We start from the raw sequence: 19809 nt of genomic DNA, 5'->3' as shown, positions 1-19809 counted from the left end.
TGCAATCTGACTACGGAGTCCTGCAGCGCTTTGGGAGCGGGAGCCGGGCTTTTGTAAAGTGTTTGCGCCGCGCCGAGTTGGGAAGCAAGTAGTAGAAAGACAAGCAGAAGCCGATAGCCGTAACACATCCGTCAAAGATATGGCGGGCGCGGCGCGGTAGCAGGTCTGCTGGCCTACTCCACCTTCTTCTTGCCGATGGCTTTTTCTGCTGCTGGCTGACCCGGTGCCACCCAAATGGACTTCTGGTTGACAAACTCCCGGATGCCGAGGTACGACAGCTCGCGCCCGTAGCCCGACTTCTTTACCCCGCCAAAAGGCATTTCCGGCGAAGATTTTACCATGGAGTTGACGAACACGGCCCCCGCTTCCATGCGGCGCGCCAGCGCCTCGCCCCGGCGCGCGTCGCGCGTCCACACCGAGCCGCCCAGGCCGAAGCGTGAGTCGTTGGCTAGGCGCACGGCGTCATCGGCGTCCTTGGCTTCCAGGATCAGGGCTACCGGCCCAAACAGCTCCTCGTGGTAGGCGCGCTGCCCGGGCTTCACGTTCGACAGGATCATGGGCCGGAACAGGGCCGTGCCGGGCTTGGACTGACCGCCGAACAGCTCCACCTTGGCGCCCTGCTGCACCGAGTCGTTGACTTGCTCGGTCAGCTCATCGGCCAGGTCGGGGCGGGCGAGGGGACCGTACTGCGTGTCCTCGGCCAGTGGGTCGCCGGTGCGCATGGCCAGCAGGTGGGTTTTCATCTGGCTGATGAACTCCTTTAGTACGGGCTTCTCCACGATGAAGCGCTTGGCCGCAATGCAGCTCTGCCCGGCGTTGATCATGCGGGCCTGCGCGGCGGTTTTGGCGGCCAACTCTAGGTCGGCGTCGGCCAGCACGATAAAGGCGTCGGAGCCGCCCAGCTCCAGTACGGTTTTCTTGATCTGCCGGCCTGCGGTTTCGGCTACCTGCGCCCCGGCCGGTTCCGAGCCCGTGAGCGTGACGGCCCGCACCCGGTCGTCTTCAATGAGCTTGCCGACCAGATCGGAGCCGATGAGCAGGGTGCGGAAAGTAGCCGGCGGGAAGCCCGCGTCGTGGAAAATCTGCTCCAGGGCCAGGGCACACTGCGGCACGTTGGAAGCATGCTTGAGCAGGCCCACGTTGCCGGCCATCAGCGCGGGCGCGGCAAAGCGCACCACCTGCCAGAACGGAAAATTCCAGGGCATCACGGCCAACACCACCCCGATGGGCTCGTGGCTGATAAAGGAGTGCTGGGCTTCGGTCTTGATTTCCTGATCGGCCAGAAATTCCTCGGCGTGCTCGGCGTAGTAGTCGCAGCAGAGGGCGCACTTCTGGGCTTCGGCGCGGCCGTCCACCACCGGCTTGCCCATTTCCAGGGCCATGAGGCGGGCCAGTTCGTCGGCTCGCTCGCGCAGCAGGGCACCGGCGCGGCGCATCAGGCGGGCGCGCTCGGCAAAGGCGGTGGTGCGCCACTCGGCAGCCGCACGGTGGCTTTGGGCCACAATGCGCTCCACTTTGGACCAGGCAAACGGGCGGAAGCGGCGCAGCAGGCGGCCGGTGTAGGGGTTATAGGATTCGATGGCCATCAGGGAAAGGCAAAGGGTGAAGGGCGCGGCGGCTAGGCAGAATACGTAAGCAGCCTCCGCGCCGATGCTGCGTATAACCTGCGCTGCCCGGTGCCGGTTGTGTGGCTGGGCTTTGCCGTCCCCTTTTTGTCCTTACTTTTGGCCAGTCCGCCCCGCATTCCCCAGTGCCCGGAGGCGGTCTTACTCACCACACCGTGACCAGTTTGCTACCAGAGCCGCCACCCATCGCCGAAGAACAGCTCGTGGCCCGGCTGCGCGCCCAGGACGAGGCTGCCATGACGGAATTCTACGACAAGTACTCGGCGGCGCTGTACGGCGTCATCCTGCGCATCGTGCGCAAGGAGGAAGAAGCCGAGGACGTGCTGCAGGAGGGAATGGTTAAGATCTGGCATTCGTTTCAGAGCTACGACCCGTCGAAAGGACGGCTGTTTACGTGGGTGCTGAACGTGTGCAGAAATTTAGCCATCGACAAAATCCGCTCTCGTCAGTACCGCGTAAGTTCTCACAGTCAGCCACTGGACGAGAGTCCTGCCGAGCGTCAGCCTGCCGCAACCACCTTCCGGCCCGAGCACATCGGGCTGCAGGAAATCACGCGCCAACTGAATCCGGAGCAGAAGCAAATTGTCGACTTGCTGTATTTCGAAGGCTACACCCAAAGCGAGGTAGCCGAAGAACTCAATTTGCCGCTAGGTACCGTGAAGACCCGCGCCCGCGCCGCCATCAAAGTCCTTTCCAAACTGATCCGATAACCCTGAGCTGTGAACATCGAGGACTACATCGAATCAGGACAACTCGAGCTATATGCCCTGCAGCAGCTCAGCCCGGCCGAAGCGGCCGAGGTGGAGCGGCTGGCCGCGCAATACCCGGCCATCCGGGCCGAGCTTACCCAGGTGCAGCAACGCCTGGGCCTGTACGCCGAAGCCCACGCCGTGACGCCGCCCGCCAGCATGCGCGAGCGGGTGCTCGGCGGCTGGCAGCAAGCCATCCGGCAGCAGCCCGTTGCTGTGGCGCCCGCACCTATTGCTCCCGTCACCCCTGAACCCACGCCGCGCCCCGCCCAAGCCTCCGAGGCCGTGGTGCGCCCCTTGCCCGCCGCCGAGCCCGAAGCTGGTAGCGGCTTCCGCTGGCTGGCCATTGCTGCTTCGGTAGCGCTGCTGCTGAGCCTGGGCGCCAACTGGCTGCTCTACAGCCGCTGGCAGAGCTCCGAAAACCAGCTGGTGCTGGCCCAGGCCGAGCAGGCGCGCTTCGCCGCGACCACGCAGGCCGTGCAGAAGCGGCTGGCCACCCGCACCGAGGAGCTGGGCATTCTGCGCAGCGAGCAGTTCCGTACCGTGGTGATGACCGGCACGCCCCAGGCGCCCGGCGCCCGCGCCAAGGTGATGTACAACCCCGCCACCCGCGCCGTGTACGTGGACGTGAACAACCTGCCCGCGGCTCCCACCGGCAAGCAGTACCAGCTGTGGGCCCTCGACAAGGGCAAGCCCGTGGATGCCGGCATGCTGGCCCAGAACACGGCCGCCGGCGACAGCCTGCAGCGCATGAAGGACATCGTCAGCGCCCAGGCCTTTGCCGTGACTTTGGAAGACGCCGGTGGCCACCCCACTCCGACGCTGGCCGCCCTTACCGTGATGGGGCAGATGACTAACTAAGCCCAGCTGTACTGCAACGAAAAACGGCCGCTGCCCGGCTATTCGGGCAGCGGCCGTTTTTCGTTGCGCACCTTTGGCTTTTGTTTTTCTGTATGCACGGCTCCATTTTCACGCTGCTCAAGCGCTATGTTCAAACGCAGTACGACCACAGCACCTGGATAAGGCTGCTGGAAGCCGCCGACCTGCATTCGGGCGACTTCGACCACAAGCACGTGTACCCCGATGAGCACATGTACGCGCTGGTGGGCCACGCCGCTGAGATGACTGGCATTCCGGCCGCCGAACTGCAGGAGAAGTTTGGCGAATACCTCGTGCCCGACCTGCTCTATATGTACAGCAAGCTGGTGGACCCGAGCTGGCGTACCCTGGAAATGCTGGAGCACACCGAACAGGTGATGCACCGGCGCGTGCGCGAGGAGCACGAGGAAAACGCCCCGCCCGTGCTCGATGTGCGCCGCACCGGGCCCGACGAAGTGGTGGTCGAATACGTGTCGGGGCGGCGCATGGGCGCGCTGGCCGTGGGCATTGTGCGGGGCTTGGCGGTATATTTCGACGAGGCCGAGCGCATCGACATCGAGCCCACGACCCGGGACGATGGCCAGCACGTGCACATCCGGGTGCGGCGGCGCCCGGCCTGAACCCCATTGTTTCACCCGCGCACGGCAATCCGAACCGTTCGCCACCTCGTTTGTTGCCCCGATATGGAAAAGAGCACCTACTACAATCCGGCCGATCTGGCCAAGTTTGGCCGCATCACCGAGTGGCAGGCCGAAATGGGCCGCAAGTTTTTCGATTACTACGGCGAGGTATTCAAGGAAGGAGCCCTGTCGGAACGCGAGAAGGCCCTCATTGCCCTGGCCGTAGCCCACGCCGTGCAGTGCCCGTACTGCATCGACGCCTACACCACCGACTCGCTGCAGAAAGGTGCCGACGAAGCCCAGATGATGGAAGCTGTGCACGTAGCAGCGGCCATTAAAGGGGGAGCAGTGCTCGTGCACGGGGTGCAGATGATGAACAAGGCGCAGGACCTCAGCATGTAATGGGCTGGCTACTGCGGAGAATGTGCTGATGCAGCCGAGAAGGCGCCAACAACGTCTTATGGAACGGCTTCAGGCTGGATTGCATTAGCACCTAAACCCGTTCTCCGCAGTAGCACCTCGAAGAGTTCGGCCCGCGCAACGGCATCCGGTGGCCAATTCCGCTACCACTCGTGGCGGTGTAGCCAGTTCTAAAAGTGGAGCTGGCCGGCAGCGGCACGCCAGTGCTGAACGTAGGCAAGAGGAGCTACTGGTCTGCCAGCACCGCCACGGCTGTGGCGGTGCTGCCGTCTGACAACCGCTCAAAACCAACACACACGAATTGAAACGCTTATTGCTGATGTGGTCGGCGTTGCTGGCATTGGTGGGCTGCGGCTCCGCCCAAACGACGCCCGACAACCGGGTAACGCCCGCCTACGCGGCCTTACTCAAGACGATGTACAAAAACTCGGTGCCGACGCTGTCGGCTGGGGAGCTGGCGAAGCTGCGCCAGCAGCAGCCCCAGCTGACGGTGCTCGACACGCGTACCCCGGCCGAGTACCAGGTGAGCCACTTGGCCGGGGCCCGTTTTGTCGATTACGACTCGTTTAATCCAGAAGCTGTGCGCGACCTTTCCCGCGACCAGCCCGTAGTAGTATACTGCTCGGTGGGCGTGCGGTCGGAGCGGATCGGGGAGCAGCTGAAGGCTTTGGGGTTCCGCGACGTGCGCAACCTGTACGGCGGCCTTTTTCAGTGGGCCAACGAAGCCCGGCCGCTGGTAGACGCCCACGGCCCGACGCAGCGGGTGCACCCGTATTCGGCGTTGTGGGGCGCGTGGCTCACCCGGGGCGAAAAAGCCTATAACTGATGGGCTAAGGGGTTGGGATGTGCGCGTGTGATGATGGTTGTTCTGGCATTTGCACGTTAACCACGCTGGCACACCAACCGCCGCTCAATACCGCATTAGCACATTAACCAGATGGAGCACCTGCTGATTTTCGCCCGCTACCCCGAGTTGGGGAAAGTCAAAACGCGGCTGGCGGCTGGCTTGGGCCCCGATGCTGCCCTGGCGGCCTACCGCCAGCTGCTTTTTCACACCCAGGCCACGGTGATGCCCCTGCCGACGGGGCGTACGCTCTGGCTGGCGGCCACGCCGCCGCTGGGCGCCGCGCCTCTCTGGCCCGGTGTGCCACAGCGCGTGCAGCCCGCCACGCCCGACCTGGGCCAGCGCATGGAGCACGCGTTCGAAGAGGCGTTTGACGCCGGCGCCCTGCGCGTGGTCATCATCGGCACCGACTGCCCCCAGCTGAGCACCGACCTGCTCACGGAGGCCTTCCAGCTGCTACATACCCACGACGTGGTCCTTGGTCCCGCCCACGACGGCGGCTATTACCTGCTCGGCCTGAGCCAGCCGCGGGCGGAACTCTTTTCCGGCATTAAGTGGAGTACCGCCACCGTGCTGCGCGACACCCGCGCCATTGCCGAGCGGGCTGGCTTGTCGGTGGCCTTGCTGCCGATGCTGCAAGACGTGGATACGGCCGAGGATTGGCAGGCCTGGCAGGCGCGCGGCTAAGCCACGAAGCGTACCTTGCGCGGAAAATCTCTGCGCATGAAAGGCTATCGGTGGCAGGCGGGCAAGCTCGCCGTTTCGTTGAGTTTGCTGGGGGCGCTGGTCGGCAGCGGCTGCCAGCAAGAGCCGTCCGAAACGGAGCCGGCGGCCAACGAAGCCCGCCCCACGGTGCTGCAGCCCTTGCACCGGCATTTTAACCTGAACTGGGCTCAGCACAAGCTGTGGGACGACGGCCTGGCCGAAGTGACGACGTACGCCGCGGAGCGCGTGGTGTACAAGAAGCCCCGGCCGTACGAGCTGACGCTGATTACGGTGAAGGAAGACTTCAACGCGGCGTTCAACGTCAAGACCGACGACTACCAGCGCCCGGATTTGTTTGCCGTGATGAAGGTGAACGAGTTCTGCCGGGTTCCTACCGACAACTATCCGTACCACTACCTCACGTCGCTGTTCTTTCGGCGCGAAGACCCCCTGCAGTTGCACAAGATGACGACCTCCGCGCAGGAGTGGTGCGGCAACACGTTCAAAGCTCTGACCGCAGATGCCGACGGGTACCAACTCAGCTACAACTCCTACTGGGACGGGCAGGGCACGGGCCAATACGAAGTCCCCTTCGATGTGCTGCTGGAAGACGCCCTGCCGTACACGCTGCGCAGCCTGCGCTTCAACGACGAGCCGTTGTTCGAGGCCAACGTGCTTGAAACCCAGCAAACCAACCAGGCCCCGGCGCCCGTGCGCTACCGGGCCGAGTTTCGGGTGGCCCGCGCTGCTCCCAACGAGGCCCCGCGCCCGGCTTGGCGCGTGACCGTGCGCCTGGCGCAGGGCAAGGACAACGTGTACTGGTTTGACCAGCAATACCCCCATCTGCTGCTGAAGCAAACAACCTGGGACGGGCGCCAGCTGCTGCTCAAAGACTCGCGCCGCGCCGCGTATTGGCAGCACTAAGCCGCGTGGCTTTCTTCCGCTGATGAGCCGTGCGGGCGCCGGTGCCAATCGAAGTAAGCGGCTACGGCTACGCCAGCGTATTCGGCGGCCACCAGCCACAGATTTTCGTGGTAGGCCGGGGTGTGGTACGTGGCGTAGGATAGCGCTGCTAGGGAGGCCCAGGTAGCGGGGTAGCACCAGCCCGTAAAACAGCTGAGGGCCACCAGGGGGGCCAGGTACCAGGGGTGTACTGTCGTGGCCAGCAGGTAGTACAAGGTGAAGACCAGCAGCGCGGCGCGCGGCAAGGTGGCCAGGCTGGGGCGCTTTTCGAGGGCGGCCAATACTAGAATGCCCACAACCGAGCAGGCGGCTAGCACGGTGCCCAGCCGCGCTATGTCGTTGTAGCCGAGTTGCCAGGCCCGCAGGGCGCGCAGCGCGTAGTACACGCTGGCGTTGAACTCGAAGGAATGAAAATACAGGTCAAGGCTGCGGCCGATGTTGCGCAGCAGCTCCGCCGAGGCAAATGGCGCAAACACGGCTACTAGTATAACCGCGAGTAAGCCGCCGAAGGCCACCGTGCGTGCCCAGCCCAGCCGGCGCAGCAGCAGCGGCGTGGCCAGCAAGGGCGTGAGCTTGGTGGCCACGGGCAGGGACAGGGCCGCGGCCGCCCACGCCCACCGGCCGCGCGCCAGCAGCCAGATGGTCGTCAGCATGCCAGTAATAACCAAGGCCTCAAAGTGCAGATTGCCTACCAGTTCGGCTACCACCATCGGGTGTAGCAGGTACAGCAGGGCCTGCTCGGCGGGCCGCCGAAACCGGCGCAGCAGCCGTGCCAGTAGCAGGGCTGTGGCCGCTTCGGCCAGCAGCAGCACCAGTCGCAGCAGCACCACCTGGCCCCGTTCGGAGCCCGGCAGCAGCCACGCCGCCGCGCCGAATAGGGCTTGGCACACTGGCGGATAAACCGAATAGTAACGCGGCGAATTCAGCCGCTGGTACAGGGCCGCCGTGAGGGCTACCGGGCCGGCCAGCTGGCCCCCGCCCGCGGTGTATTCCTCGGGGCGGTGCTGAAACGGATTTTGGCCGGCCGCTACGAGGATGCCGTCCCAGCGGAAGCGGTGGTAGTCATCGGAAAGCGCGGGCAGGGCGGGTAGCCATAGCAGGCGCAGCAGCAGCGCCAGCAGCAGGCCCGGGCGCCACGGCAGGCGTAGGCGCAGCAGCAAGGCGTATCCGCCCAGGGCCAGCCCAAACAGCCCGAGCAGTAGCACGGTGTGCGAGCGGGGCGTGGCATACGCCAGGCCGAGCTGGCTGACAACCAGTGCCGCCGCGGCTCCGGCTAGCCAGAAGGTGCGCGAGCGGGGCTTCATGCCGAACGAGCGTCGCGCAGGCTGTAGTACACGATGGCGCCGTAGCCCACCGCCAGCAGCACGTGAAAGGGCAGCAGACCGTAGTTGTCGTAGTGAAAGGCCAGGCCGATGCCACCGACAAAGTACAAGGCCAGCAGCGCCTCCAGTAGCGTTTGGCCACTCACGGAGTCCGTGCGGTAGCGCCGCCAGCGCCCGAGCCCGCTGCCCCGCCGTATCAGTCCCGACTTAGGCGTGCGCACGAAAGGCGTGAAGCGGCCGGCCAGACCCGTGAGTACGGCCCAGGCATTGTGCAAGGACAAGCCCATGGACATGGACAGGAAAAGCAGGAACTTGGGTAGAAAGCGCAGCCCAGTGCCCCGGCCGCCATTCCAGCGCCAGGCAGCGTGGTAGTAGCCCACCAGCGGCGTCAGGCTAAGCACTGAAAGGCCTGCCAGGCGGAAAAACCACGTCAGCTCGGGGCGGCGCGTTTGCACCAGGAGCAGCGGCACGCTCAACAGGCCCATCAGCAGCACGGCCACAAACACGGCGCTGTTGAGCAAATGAAAGGTGGCGTGTAGCTTGGTGCTCAGCGGCAGATGCGGGCTGGTCCACACCCGGCGCAGGTGCTTGCGGGCCGTTTCGGCGCCGCCCTTGTTCCAGCGGTGCTGCTGCGAGCGAAGCGCGTCCATGTGGGCGGGCAACTCGGCTGGGGCCACCACGGCCGGCAGGTAGCAAAAGCGCCAGCCGCGCAGCTGCGCCCGGTAGCTCAGGTCGAGGTCCTCGGTGAGCGTATCGGCCTGCCAGTTGCCGGCGTCCTCGATGCAGCTGCGCCGCCACACGCCGCCGGTGCCGTTGAAGTTGATGAAGTGGTGCCCGGCGTGGCGGCCCACCTGCTCCACCAGAAAGTGCGCGTTCAGCCCGAAAGCCTGCAGCTCAGTGAGCAGCGAATAGTCCTCGTTGAGGTGACCCCAGCGGGTTTGCACCACGCCCAGGCCCTCATCGGCCAGAAAATACGGCACGGTGCGCTGCAGAAAGTCCGGCGCGGGTACAAAGTCCGCGTCGAAAATGGCGACCAGCTCGCCGGTGGCGGCTTCAAGGCCGTGGGCCAGGGCTCCGGCCTTGAAGCCCTGCCGATCCGGCCGGCGGACGTGCTCGATGTCGAGGCCCTGGGCCCGGTGCCAGGCCACGCGGGCCGCGGCCAGCGCAACGCTTTCGTCGGTAGAATCGTCAAGCACCTGGATCTGCAGGCGCCCGGCGGGGTAGTCCAGCGCGGCCGCCGCGTCGATGATGCGCTCCACGACGTTCAGCTCGTTGTACACCGGCAGCTGCACCGTCACGCGGGGCCACCGCTGCGTATCGGCTGGCAGGGGCGGGGGGCTGGACAGGCCGCCGCGCAGCACGCGGCGGGCCAGCCACGTGAGGCGCCATTGCGTGAGGCTGAACGCCAGCACGAAGAGCAGGCACAGCCCGTACAGCCCCAGCAAACCAAGTTCGAGCCCTTTCATGCTTCCTGATGCCGGAGCGTTAGCCCCGGGCGTAGCGGAAAATGGTCCACAATATCTTGTACCCCGCGCCCAGGGTGCCCTGCACGGTGCCCGAAATCTTGGATACGCCGATGCGGCGGCGGTAGCGCACGGGTACCTCGGTGCAGCGCAGGCCCTGCCGGGCCGCTTTCAGTTGCATTTCTACGGTCCAGCCGTAGGTCTGGTCCTGCATGTCGAGGCGGCGCAGGGCGTCGGCGCGGATGGCCCGGAAGGGGCCCAGGTCGGTGAAACGGGCGCCGTAGAGGCGGCGCAGCAGGGTAGTGGCCAGCCAGTTGCCGAAGATTTGCTGCGGTAGCATGGCGCCCCGCTCGCGCTGGCCCAGGGCGCGCGAGCCGATGACCATGTCCACGCCCTCGCGTAAGATAGGCTGCACGAGGCTGGGCAGTTCCTCGGGGTAGTCGGAGTAGTCCCCGTCGAGGAAAACGATGATGGCTGGCTGCTCGTGGGCGGGGCGGGCGTAGCAGTGGGCCATGCCCCGCAGGCAGGCGTGGCCGTATCCGGGGCGCTCTTCGCGCAGCACGGTGGCGCCGCCGGCGCGGGCGGGCGTGGCCGTGTCGTCGGTAGAGGCGTTATCCACCACGATGACCTCGCGCACCCAGCCCGCGGGAATGTCGGCCAGCACCCGCCCGATGCTCTGGGCTTCGTTGTGGGCCGGGATGATGACGTCGATAAAGGGAAGCGAAGCGGGGGGAGGAAAAGACATGCGGCGCGGAACTGGGCGCAAAAATGGCAAGAACGCGGCGAACGGGCTCAGGCGCCGCGGCGGCGCTGCAGCACGCGGCGGTGCCAGCGCCCGGCGCGGTTGCTGGCGTGCAGCTCGGCCTCTTCCTCCATAATCAGGTACAGCGCGTAGCCGAACACGCCCGCCGTGGCCGCGCTCAGCAGCCAGCCCCAGCTCTGGGTCACGCTCATGTACAGATCATACACTACCACCAGGCCGGGTACGGCGGCCACCAGAACGGCCATGCGCCGCGAGGCCCGGGGCTGCTCGAAGAGCAAGGCGGCCAGAAACGCAGTCATCAGTACCGTCTGGTGAATGGCTTCGCCCATCCAGGAAGGCAGCAGGGTGTTTAGCCCGATAAAGCGCGACGCCGAGCGCACGACGTAGGCAATGGCGGCCGCTTCCACGCACGCCAGGAGCAAGAGCAGGTAAGGGCGGAGTACGGGTCGGACCATAGGCGCGGGTGGGGAAGAAGCCAGGAGTGAGTGGCACGGGCCGAAAACCTTCCGGGGACGGTTGGGGTTTGAGGCCATACGCCACATACGCGGCGCGTGGCCCGGGTGGTTTTCCCGGCCCGCCGCGCGTGGCCGTTCAATATACCCCCTTTTCGCATGCTGCAAGTAGGTGACGCCGCCCCCGATTTTACCCTGACCACGACCACCGGTGAGGCTTTTCGCCTCGCCGACCAGCGCGGCCGCGCCGTGGTGCTGTATTTTTACCCCAAGGACGACACGCCCGGCTGCACGGCCCAGGCCTGCTCGTTTCGCGACCAGTACCAGGATTTTCAGGACCTGGGGGCCGAAGTAGTGGGCATCAGCTCCGATTCGGAGTCCTCGCACCAGAAGTTCACCCAGAAGCACCGGCTGCCGTTTCCGCTGCTGGCCGACGCCGGCGGACAGGTGCGCAAGCTCTACGAAGTGCCCCGCGCCATGCTGGGCCTGCTGCCGGGCCGCGTGACCTTCGTTATCGATGCGCAGGGCACCATTCGCTACATCTTCAACTCCATGAGCCGCGCCACCGACCACGTGGCCGAAGCCAAACGCGTGCTACAGGAGCTGCAGGTGCAGTAGCCGGTGTGCCCAAAGCGGCGGCGTGGAATAATTCTGCTGTAACTTTGGACTGCCGCCACTTCCTCACCGCCGCTTAAGCCTTCGTATGCGTCGTTACGTTCAGCCCCCGTCCCTGATTCCGGACAACGACCTGGCGCGCCTGCGCACGCTCTACCAGTACCAGATTCTGAACACCACGGCGGAGAAGATTTTTGACGACTACGTGGCCCTGGCCGCGCAGCTGTTTAATCTGCCCATCTCGCTGATTTCACTGGTCGACGCGGAGCAAGTAGTCTTCAGGGGCAACGTGGGCCTGCCCGGCCTCGAAACGGTGCCGCGCGGGGACAGCCTGTGCTCGGCGGCCGTGCTGGAAGACATGACCATTGCCTTTCCCAATCTGTCGCAGGAGCGCTGCAACCTGGTGAATCCGGCCGTGGCCGAATCGGCGGGGCTGCGCTGCTACGCGGGTGCTCCGCTGCGCATGGCCGACGGCATGAATATCGGGACGATGTGCGTGATTGGGCGCGAACCGCGCGAATTCACCGACAGCGAAAAGGAACTGTTGCTGCGCCTGGCCCGACTGGTGGGACTGACCATCGAGCTACGGGCGCGCCTGCAGGACCAGCCCGAGCAGTGGGAACAGGCGCAGCGCGAGCTGCAGGGCTACCTGCACGAAAGCTCTACCCTGGCGCGCTACCTGGTGGCCCGAACCCAAGGGGCTGCTTTCTTTACCGAAGACGTGCAGCAAACCGTCAGCCGCCGCCTGAATACCATCGAAAAGGCTTTGCAGCGCCTGCTGGCGGCATAAGGCCCGGCAGCTTGCCGAAGGAGCCCGCCAATCGGCGAAGTATCGGGTAGCCTGTGCCCCTTATCATGCAACAGCCCCGACCTGCTGGCAGGTCGGGGCTGTTGCATAAGGTAGCGTTGGTGAGCAGGCTAGCGGCTGGCCGTGGCCCCGCTCATCGGGTCGATGGTTTCGATGCTGCCGTCGGGGCGGTACTTCAGCTCGGTCACCTTCACGTTGCGCAGGTGGGTTTTGCCCGACATTTCCGTGTCGTGGTAAAACAGGTACCACTTGCCCTTGAACTCCACGATGGAGTGGTGCGTGGTCCAGCCCTGCACCGGGTTCAGGACGACGCCCTGGTAGGTGAAGGGCCCGGTGGGCTTGTCGCCGGTAGCGTACACCAGCAGGTGCGTATCGCCGGTGGAGTAGGAGTAGTAGTACTTGCCGTTGTACTTGTGCAACCAGCCGCCCTCGAAGAAACGGCGCTTGGTGTCGCCGGCCAGCAGGGGCTTGCCGTTTTCGTCCAGGATCTTCACCTCCGTCACCGGTCCGGCAAAGGAGCGCATGTCCTTGCTCAGCCGGGCCACCCGCGGGCCGTACGCCACTTCTGTGGCCGGCTGGTTGGGCGACACCTTCGCGTCGTACTGCCCGCTGCGCCAGCGCTGCAGCTGCCCGCCCCAGATGCCGCCGAAGTACAGGTAGCTCTGCCCGTCGGCGTCGGTGAATACGTTCGGGTCGATGCTGTACGAGCCGGCAATGGGCTTCGGATCGGCCTTGAACGGGCCGGTGGGCGAAGTGCTGGTGGCCACGCCGAGGCGGAACACGTCCTGCTTATCCTTCACCGGGAAATACAGGTAGTAAGTGCCATTCTTAAACTCCGCGTCGGGCGCCCAGAGCTGGCGGCCAGCCCAGGGAATGTCCTTGATGTCCAGGGCCACGCCGTGGTCCGTCACCTTGCCGCCCACGCTGTCCAGCGACAGCACGTGGTAGTCGCGCATGGCGAAGTGGGCGCCGTTGTCGTCTTCGGGGATGCCCGCGTCGATGTCGTGCGAGGGGTAGATGTAGATGCGGCCGTTGAACACGTGGGCCGAGGGGTCGGCGGTGTACATGTTGCTGACCAGCGGCTTCGAGAGGAAGGTGGGCTTGGCCGCAGCCGTTTGCTGGGTTGAATCGGCCGGGGCGGCCGACGCGTTGGCGGCTTCCTGATTCGCGGAGTTGCTTTGGCAAGCGGCACCGGCTAGCAGCAGGGGCAGGCCGGCGAGGCCGAGCAGTTGGGCCTTCGAGAGGCGGGGGACGAGCATGGCAGGTAGATAGGTGGTGGGTCTGTTCCGCAAAAAACAGCGGCTGGTTCCGGAAAACGACCTATATGGATAGGTTCCGGATGAGCTGTAAAGAAGGGCCTCGCAGCCAGGACAAAAAGCGGCATAAATGCCGTCAGTGCTATACCTTGCGCCGAATTATGCCCGCCCGTGCGGCGTCTGAATCGTTTCCGATGGGAGCTTTATTAACCGATATGCTGCAGCGCGCCCAGCGCACCCGGCGCGTGGTGGCCCTGCAGGCCGCCGGCGAGCTGTACCTGGGCTACGTGCTCAGCCACAACCCCGACCTGGTGCTGCTGCGCACCATCACCCGCCAGGGCATGCTCACCGGCGTACGCAGCCTCGGCCTGCACGAAGTCACGCAGGTGCACTTCGACGATAAGTACATCCGCCTGATCGAGTTCAAGGAGCACAACCCCGACGCCGTGTTTGGGCTGCCCTCGGCCCCCGACGGGCTGGAGCAGCACTACCTCTCGGTGCCAGCCCTGCTGCAGCGCGCCCTCGATGCGCACCAGCTGGTGCAGCTCGTCACCACCAACTCCAGCAACGACCCCTACGGCTACGTGGTGCGCCTCACCGACGACGAGCTGCTGCTGGAAGTGTACACCCCGTTTGGGGAGCCCGACGGCCACACCGTGCTGCAGGTGGAGGACGTGCGCAGCGTGGTGTGGAGCGACGAAGAGACGCGCACGCTGGAACTGATGCTGCGGCAGCGGGCGGCAGAAAACCAGTAAACCCGTGCGCTGGGCTCAGCGGCCGCGGGAGCCGCGCGTCACCTTCCGGCGCTGGGCCGGGTTGCCGGGCATCCTGGGCGGGTTGGCCTTGTTAATGGCCGTCACGCAGGGTTTTGCCTTTGCCATCTTTGCCTGGCGGGCGCTTACCTGGCTCGGGGTATTGCTGGCGGCCAGTCTGTACATCATCTACGTTATGTACTGCCGCATCACCGTTACGCCCAGCGGGGTGCAGGTGATAGGGGCCAGCTGGCTGATTCGGCCTCGCTACTGGGCGCCCCTGGAAGCCGTGATGCTCGACGGGAAGTGGGTGCTGCCAGCCGGGCAAACGTCGCGGGATTCCCGCGACGCGGCCTTAAGCTTTGCGCAGCAGTGGGACTGGGATACCGACGAAGATTACCTCGAAATCCAGTTCTACGGCGAAGATGTGCTCCACTACTTCTACCTGGACTACCTGCCTGAAATTCGGTCCGCCATCCAGCAGATGGTGGCCCTGCGCCAGGCGCCCGAGGCGGCTGCGGCGGCCGAAACTCCCAATTCTGCGTAACTCGGGGCAAACCAAGCTTCGCCTCGATGCCCCGTTTGCTTCTCCTCGTGCTGGCCGCGCTGCTCGGCGTGCACCTCGCCACGGCCCAGTCGGCCGTGCCTAACATGCTCAACGCCACCCTCGACAACTACGATTATCCGTACCCGGTGAAGTACCTGTCGCTGCGCCTGGAGGGGCAGCCGCTGCGCATGGCCTACATGGACGTGCCCGCCGCCGGCAAGGCCAACGGCCGCACCGTAATGCTGCTGCACGGCAAAAACTTTTTTGGGGCGTACTGGCGCGGCACGGTGGAGGCACTGACCAAGGCCGGCTTCCGCGTGGTGGTGCCCGATCAGATTGGCTTCGGCAAGTCCGACAAGCCCAATATTCACTACTCCTTTCACCAGCTGGCCCGCAACACCCGGCAGCTGCTCGACACGCTCGGCGTGAAGCAGGCCGTGGTGGTGGGCCACAGCATGGGCGGCATGCTGGCCACGCGCTTCGCCATCGAGTACCCCGCCGCCACCGAGCGGCTGGTGCTCGAAAACCCCATCGGGCTGGAGGACTACCGCCGCGGCGTCCCCTTCCAGACGGTGCTCGAATCGACTTCTGCGGAGCTGAAAGCCACCGAGGAAAGCATCCGGAAGTACCACGCGACCTACTACCCGGGCGGCTACCCCCAGGCGCACGACCAGTGGCTGCTGCCGCTGGTGGCCCAGACGCGCCACCCCGATTTTCCCAACGTAGCCGTGGCCAATGCCCTGACCTACCACATGATCTACCAGCAGCCCGTCTGCTACGAGTTTGACCGGGTGCAAGTGCCCACCTTGCTCATCATCGGGCAGGCCGACCGCACGGTGGTGGGCAAAGGGCTCATTCAGGACGCCAAGGTGCGCGACGCCATGGGCCAGTACCCGGCGCTGGGGCAGCGCACGGCCAAGGCCATCAAAGGCAGCAAGCTGGTGGCGCTGGACAAAATCGGGCACATTCCGCACCTGGAAGCGCCGCAGCAGTTCTACAACGCCCTGCTGGCGTTTTTGAAGTAGCGCGCGTTATTTGCCGCATTTTCCGCCGTCCCGATGCGTTTTTCTTCCGCTGCGCTGCTCCATTTGCTGTGGGCTGGTGCTCTGCTGGGCTGTCAGCCGCAGGCCGATGAGCAAGCCGCTGCAACTACCGCCGATAAATTCCTCGCCGCCGACTCGGCAGACCGGCCGTCGGTCCCAGCCAAGCCGGTTGCAGCAGCGCCAGTAAAGGTTGTGACTGTGGCGGCCGGCAAGGAAGAGGACGAAACGGAGGGACAGGGCCGTTTCGAGCTGCCGCAGGTACAGCTACCCGACGCGGCAGTGGCCGCCCGCCTCAATCAGGCCATCGTGGCCGCCAGCTTTTGGATGGAAGCCGACTGGTTGCAGTTATCGACCCGGCAAGCAGTGCAGCGCTGCCTGCGCGAATACCAGGAAAACGACAAGCAGGGACTGACAAGCCTGAGCTATAACGTGGTCTGCAACGAGCACGGCGTGCTGACACTCGCCCTGACCAGTGACTACCTTGGCGCATACCCCTACACCGACACTCGCTGCTTCGTGTTTGACACGCGCACCGGGCGGCGGCTGCGCGTAGCCGACCTGGTGCGCGACACCACCGCCCTGCGCACCCGTTGGCGCACGGCCATCAGCCAGCGCGTAGCCGCGCACCTCCGCGCCGACCTTGTGGAAACGCTGGGCGATTCGGCCGTGGCGGCAGAGCTGCCCGCGCTGTTGCACTGGAACGCCGCCAAACAGCAGGTTACGTTTGAGGCCAACGAGCCGCGCTTCGACGATTTTGCCGTGACCCGGCGCGGGCTGACGCTGGCTTACTCGTTCGGCCTGCCGCACGTCATTCAGGCTGCCGAACCCGAGCGGGACTACTCGTTTACCTACGCCGAGCTGCGCCCCTGGCTGCGCACCGACGGGCCGCTGGTGCCCTGGTTGCCGTAAGGGTCAATATGTTCGATGCCGTTCGTATCCTTGGGCTAGTGGCCGCTTCGTTGTCGGCCATTATGTTTCTGCCGCAGGTGGTGCGCACTTGGCGGACGAGGTCCGTGCAAGATTTGTCGGTGGGTACCCTGGCCGTATCGGCCAGCAGCATGGTATTGTGGCTGGTGTACGGCGCCTACCAGCGGGACGTGCCCATTCTGTTTGGCAACAGCATCAACCTGCTGTTCACCCTGACGTTGGTGGTGTTCAAGCTGCGATTTGGTGGGGCATACAAAGCGGGCCGATAGTCGGCGCGGTTACCGGCGGTTGGGGCGGCTGACCACGGCCACGCAGCGGAAGCCCACGGTAGGAGCAGGGCCGCTAAACGAGCCCCGAGCTTTCGGAGTGCACGCATCGAGCGGGTCGCGGTAGCTGCCACCCTTCGTGATGCCCGGCTCCTGCACCATTTCGGCCGCGTTGCCCAGCATCTGGTACAGCCCCGCCACGTTGGGCGGCCCCTGGTAGACGTAGACTGGCGTGGCTAGCTGCAGAAAATATGGGTCAGCCTGCTGGTAGTTGATGACGGAGCGCACCGGCTGGCGGCGGTTGTAAGCTTCGATATCCGCCTTGATGCGCGTCACATCCTGGCCGCTGCCCGACCGCCGCTTCAGGTACGCGGCCGCATCGGGGGCTGCGTGCACGGGCAGTTCCTGGCAGGCGGCGGTAGTGGTGCTATACGCCGCGGCCTGTTCCCATTCTGCCTCGGTAGGCAGGCGAAATTCGCAGCGGATGTAGTTGGCGCTGAGCGAGTCGGGCGTGTGTTGGCTTTCATTTAGCAGCCGGGTAACCACGCGGCCCCGCCAGCGGCAGAACGCCAGCGCCTGCTCCCGGCTGATGCCGACCACCGGGTAATACCGGTAAAACGGATCGGTGTAATAGTCCGGCACCGGCAGCGCCGCAGCCGCCGGCAAGAGCAAATCGGCCTTGACGCCGGCCTGCTCCTGGTGCCGCTGGTACTGCTGCCACTCCTGGTTGGGAATTTCGGCTTCGTCGATACCCAGCGTGCCACTGACCGCCACGATGCCGGGCATAATTGGCAGGTCGGACTGCGGCGTGGCTTTGCGCGGGGGCTGCACGCGGCCGGTGGCGCAGCCGGCCGCACCGGGGCGAAACTCCAACACCCGGTCATCGGGGTAGCCCTTGTAAGTGCCTGCGCCGGTGCCGGGAAGCAGGCGCTGGGCCGTGGTGGTACTGTACATACCATCGAAAGCACTGCTGGGCGTGCGTACCGCGCAGCCACTAACCAACAACGCCGCGCTCAGCGGGCACAGCAAACGAAAAAGCCTCATCCGGACAGCCAGGGTTAGTATTGCTGCGAATTACGACAGAATCCGCAGGCTCTCCGCGTGGATAAACGTGGAGGGCTGGTAGCGTCCTTCGCGCGGACCGTTCTCCAGGTTCAGCACCCCGCGCGGGCAGGCCGTGCTGCACATGCCGCAGCCCACGCAGGCCGCCCGAATGATGGGCTCCCCGCGCTGGGCGTATTGCTTCACGTCGATGCCCATTTCGCAGACGTTGGAGCAGTTGCCGCAGCTGATGCACTGGCCGCCGTTGGTGGTGATGCGGAAACGTGAAAAGTGCTTTTGCAGCAGGCCCAGGTAGGCCGCCATGGGGCAGCCGTAACGGCACCACACGCGGTTGCCCAGAATGGGGTAGAAGCCCACGCCGACCACGCCCGAGAAGATGGAGCCGATAACGAAGCCGTAGGTGCGGGAAAACTCGTCGGAGAGGCGGCCCAGCAACTCGCCGTGCCAGAGCGTGTTCAGCCAGAGCAAGGCCGTGGTCACGACGATAAAGCCGAGTACGGTGTACACGATGCTCACCTCGTAGCGCCAGGCCTCGCGGCGTTTGTCGCTGAGGTGACGGTACGGGTCGCCGGCAGTTTCGGCTAGGCCGCCGCAGCCGCACACCCACGAGCAGTACCAGCGCTTACCGAGGAAGTACGTGAGAACGGGCGTGGCTACGAGCGACATCAACGCGCCCCAGAACACCATGAATACGCCCAAGTGCCCGTTTTGGAGCAAAGAGCTGACGCCGCTGGGAAACAGGTAATCGTACTTCAGCGGCCAGAAGTAGCTGAAGTAGTACTCGGGCTGCTGCAGGGCCAGCAGCACGCCGGGCAGCAGCCAGGCCAAGCCCAGCTGAAAGAACATCACCGACAGGGTACGCACCCGGTGGTAGGGCGAATGGCGGTACTTCAGCAGGGCCCGCACGCCCAGCAGCAGCACGGCTAGTGTATAGAAGGTGCCGTAGAGAAACCACTGGTCGGCGGGCCGGCGCCGCAGTGCTTGGCTGAGCCCATCGAGGGGGCGGATGAGGTTTTCCAGGTACTCGGGCCACCAATAGAGCACCACGTAGAAGCCGGTGAGGGCAATACCGGCCATCCAGGCCAGCGCGCCGCGCGAGGTGCTGCTGCGGGCCCACAGGTAATGGTGGTGCACGCCGGCCGGGCGCTGCCCAAACTTATACCAACTCCAGCCCACCGTGCCCGCGCTCAGCAGCGCCAGCCCGGCCCAGAAGGCCGGCTCGCGCAGGCCCGCCGGAGCCGCCGCGGCCACGGCTACCGCCAGCAGGCCGAGCGTCACCAGCGCCAGCCACAGGCGTTCGGTCGGCGAGGTTTCGGGAGTGGGGTAGGCCAGGGGCTGATCGGAATAGGCGGCAAAGGCGGTCATGGTATGGAAGGAGTGTGGCGCGGGCCAGGGTTGGGTGCTGACGCGAAACTTCGTAAGCTCGGGAAGCAGAGGATGCGCTTTGGCTTTAGCGGCTGCTTGGCCGGCCTCGCGCCGCGCTACTTAATTAGTGGTGGTGATGGTGGTCGTCGGGCTTGCCGTAGAGGTTGCTCAGCGAGCCGAGCACGAAAACGCCGGCCCATACGGCGTAGAGCCAGTGGAAGCCCTCGGGTTTGGGCTGCTTGATGACGGCCAGAATCAGCTGGGCGCCCAGCGTCATGATGATGCCCGTGAAGGCAATGTATTGCCAGGCATTGAAGGCGCCGGGGTGGTAGAGCTTGCGGTAGTCGGGTTTGTCGGCCATGG

At 65.2% G+C, this 19809-nt stretch carries 23 protein-coding genes; 14 read left to right on the top strand and 9 right to left on the bottom strand.

The features are described from left to right. Nucleotides 1-173: 173 nt before the first annotated feature. Nucleotides 174-1586, bottom strand: coding sequence for an NAD-dependent succinate-semialdehyde dehydrogenase (locus B0919_RS05640; RefSeq protein ID WP_078011242.1), 1413 nt, complete (start codon nt 1584-1586; stop codon nt 174-176). Between the two features lie 194 nt (nt 1587-1780). On the opposite strand from B0919_RS05640, the gene B0919_RS05635 reads away from it, so the two are divergent. From B0919_RS05635 to B0919_RS05605, 7 genes are all read left to right on the top strand, one after another. Further along, complete coding sequence (locus B0919_RS05635) at nt 1781-2335, top strand: RNA polymerase sigma factor (protein ID WP_254846486.1); 555 nt, start codon at nt 1781-1783, stop codon at nt 2333-2335. Between the two features lie 9 nt (nt 2336-2344). After that, nucleotides 2345-3235 (top strand): anti-sigma factor domain-containing protein, encoded by an 891-nt coding sequence (locus tag B0919_RS05630; RefSeq protein WP_078011241.1) that lies wholly within the window; start codon nt 2345-2347, stop codon nt 3233-3235. Between the two features lie 92 nt (nt 3236-3327). Further along, on the top strand, nt 3328-3873 hold the full coding sequence (locus tag B0919_RS05625; RefSeq protein ID WP_078011240.1) for a heme NO-binding domain-containing protein: 546 nt from the start codon (nt 3328-3330) through the stop codon (nt 3871-3873). A gap of 63 nt (nt 3874-3936) precedes the next feature. Next, the gene (locus tag B0919_RS05620; protein ID WP_078011239.1) at nt 3937-4275 is read left to right on the top strand and encodes an arsenosugar biosynthesis-associated peroxidase-like protein; all 339 of its coding nucleotides are present in this window, start codon (nt 3937-3939) and stop codon (nt 4273-4275) included. A 319-nt stretch (nt 4276-4594) separates the two neighbouring features. Next, nucleotides 4595-5119: a rhodanese-like domain-containing protein gene (locus B0919_RS05615; protein ID WP_078011238.1), complete on the top strand. Its 525-nt coding sequence runs from the start codon at nt 4595-4597 to the stop codon at nt 5117-5119. Between the two features lie 111 nt (nt 5120-5230). Next, a complete protein-coding gene (locus B0919_RS05610; RefSeq protein WP_078011237.1) occupies nt 5231-5824 on the top strand; it encodes a TIGR04282 family arsenosugar biosynthesis glycosyltransferase in 594 nt (197 codons plus the stop codon). A 36-nt stretch (nt 5825-5860) separates the two neighbouring features. Next, nucleotides 5861-6766 carry a hypothetical protein gene (locus B0919_RS05605; protein ID WP_078011236.1) on the top strand — a complete coding sequence of 302 codons (906 nt, stop codon included), beginning with the start codon at nt 5861-5863 and terminating at the stop codon, nt 6764-6766. On the opposite strand, the gene B0919_RS05600 is transcribed toward B0919_RS05605, so the two are convergent. From B0919_RS05600 to B0919_RS05585, 4 genes are read right to left on the bottom strand one after another with little or no spacing between them, the layout of a single operon-like run. Then, nucleotides 6763-8109 carry a glycosyltransferase 87 family protein gene (locus B0919_RS05600; RefSeq protein ID WP_078011235.1) on the bottom strand — a complete coding sequence of 449 codons (1347 nt, stop codon included), beginning with the start codon at nt 8107-8109 and terminating at the stop codon, nt 6763-6765. The two genes, B0919_RS05605 and B0919_RS05600, sit on opposite strands and share 4 nt — an antisense overlap. After that, nucleotides 8106-9593, bottom strand: coding sequence for a cellulose synthase family protein (locus B0919_RS05595; RefSeq protein WP_078011234.1), 1488 nt, complete (start codon nt 9591-9593; stop codon nt 8106-8108). The genes B0919_RS05600 and B0919_RS05595 overlap by 4 nt, the downstream gene beginning before the upstream one ends. A gap of 19 nt (nt 9594-9612) precedes the next feature. After that, a complete protein-coding gene (locus B0919_RS05590; protein WP_078011233.1) occupies nt 9613-10335 on the bottom strand; it encodes a glycosyltransferase family 2 protein in 723 nt (240 codons plus the stop codon). 47 nt (nt 10336-10382) lie between these two features. Continuing rightward, entirely contained in the window at nt 10383-10808 is a 426-nt protein-coding gene (locus B0919_RS05585) for a hypothetical protein (protein WP_078011232.1), read from the bottom strand. 156 nt (nt 10809-10964) lie between these two features. On the opposite strand from B0919_RS05585, the gene B0919_RS05580 reads away from it, so the two are divergent. Both B0919_RS05580 and B0919_RS05575 read left to right on the top strand, forming a co-directional pair. Continuing rightward, the gene (locus B0919_RS05580; RefSeq protein WP_078011231.1) at nt 10965-11423 is read left to right on the top strand and encodes a peroxiredoxin; all 459 of its coding nucleotides are present in this window, start codon (nt 10965-10967) and stop codon (nt 11421-11423) included. An 85-nt stretch (nt 11424-11508) separates the two neighbouring features. After that, entirely contained in the window at nt 11509-12210 is a 702-nt protein-coding gene (locus B0919_RS05575; protein WP_078011230.1) for a GAF domain-containing protein, read from the top strand. Between the two features lie 128 nt (nt 12211-12338). Here B0919_RS05575 and B0919_RS05570 read toward each other — a convergent pair whose 3' ends face one another. Then, nucleotides 12339-13487 (bottom strand): glycoside hydrolase family 43 protein, encoded by a 1149-nt coding sequence (locus B0919_RS05570; RefSeq protein WP_078011229.1) that lies wholly within the window; start codon nt 13485-13487, stop codon nt 12339-12341. A 191-nt stretch (nt 13488-13678) separates the two neighbouring features. Between B0919_RS05570 and B0919_RS05565 the strand changes: the two genes are divergently transcribed. From B0919_RS05565 to B0919_RS05545, 5 genes are read left to right on the top strand one after another with little or no spacing between them, the layout of a single operon-like run. Further along, nucleotides 13679-14239, top strand: coding sequence for a hypothetical protein (locus tag B0919_RS05565; protein WP_139361932.1), 561 nt, complete (start codon nt 13679-13681; stop codon nt 14237-14239). Nucleotides 14240-14243: 4 nt separating this feature from the next. Next, nucleotides 14244-14783: a hypothetical protein gene (locus B0919_RS05560; RefSeq protein WP_139361931.1), complete on the top strand. Its 540-nt coding sequence runs from the start codon at nt 14244-14246 to the stop codon at nt 14781-14783. Nucleotides 14784-14809: 26 nt separating this feature from the next. After that, complete coding sequence (locus tag B0919_RS05555; protein WP_078011226.1) at nt 14810-15808, top strand: alpha/beta fold hydrolase; 999 nt, start codon at nt 14810-14812, stop codon at nt 15806-15808. Nucleotides 15809-15841: 33 nt separating this feature from the next. Beyond that, nucleotides 15842-16735, top strand: a complete 894-nt coding sequence (locus tag B0919_RS05550) for a hypothetical protein (RefSeq protein ID WP_139361930.1) — start codon at nt 15842-15844, stop codon at nt 16733-16735. 8 nt (nt 16736-16743) lie between these two features. Then, nucleotides 16744-17022, top strand: coding sequence for a SemiSWEET family sugar transporter (locus B0919_RS05545; protein ID WP_078011224.1), 279 nt, complete (start codon nt 16744-16746; stop codon nt 17020-17022). Nucleotides 17023-17031: 9 nt separating this feature from the next. Here the strand turns inward: B0919_RS05545 and B0919_RS05540 are convergent, their stop codons facing one another. From B0919_RS05540 to B0919_RS05530, 3 genes are all read right to left on the bottom strand, one after another. After that, nucleotides 17032-17973 (bottom strand): formylglycine-generating enzyme family protein, encoded by a 942-nt coding sequence (locus tag B0919_RS05540; RefSeq protein ID WP_176132868.1) that lies wholly within the window; start codon nt 17971-17973, stop codon nt 17032-17034. Nucleotides 17974-18093: 120 nt separating this feature from the next. Next, nucleotides 18094-19446 (bottom strand): 4Fe-4S binding protein, encoded by a 1353-nt coding sequence (locus B0919_RS05535; RefSeq protein WP_078011222.1) that lies wholly within the window; start codon nt 19444-19446, stop codon nt 18094-18096. 124 nt (nt 19447-19570) lie between these two features. Beyond that, nucleotides 19571-19807, bottom strand: a complete 237-nt coding sequence (locus tag B0919_RS05530) for a hypothetical protein (protein ID WP_078011221.1) — start codon at nt 19805-19807, stop codon at nt 19571-19573. Nucleotides 19808-19809 lie beyond the last annotated feature (2 nt).

Source organism: Hymenobacter sp. CRA2 (assembly GCF_002007105.1).
GTDB lineage: Bacteria > Bacteroidota > Bacteroidia > Cytophagales > Hymenobacteraceae > Solirubrum.
This window is presented reverse-complemented; position numbering and strand designations above follow the sequence as displayed.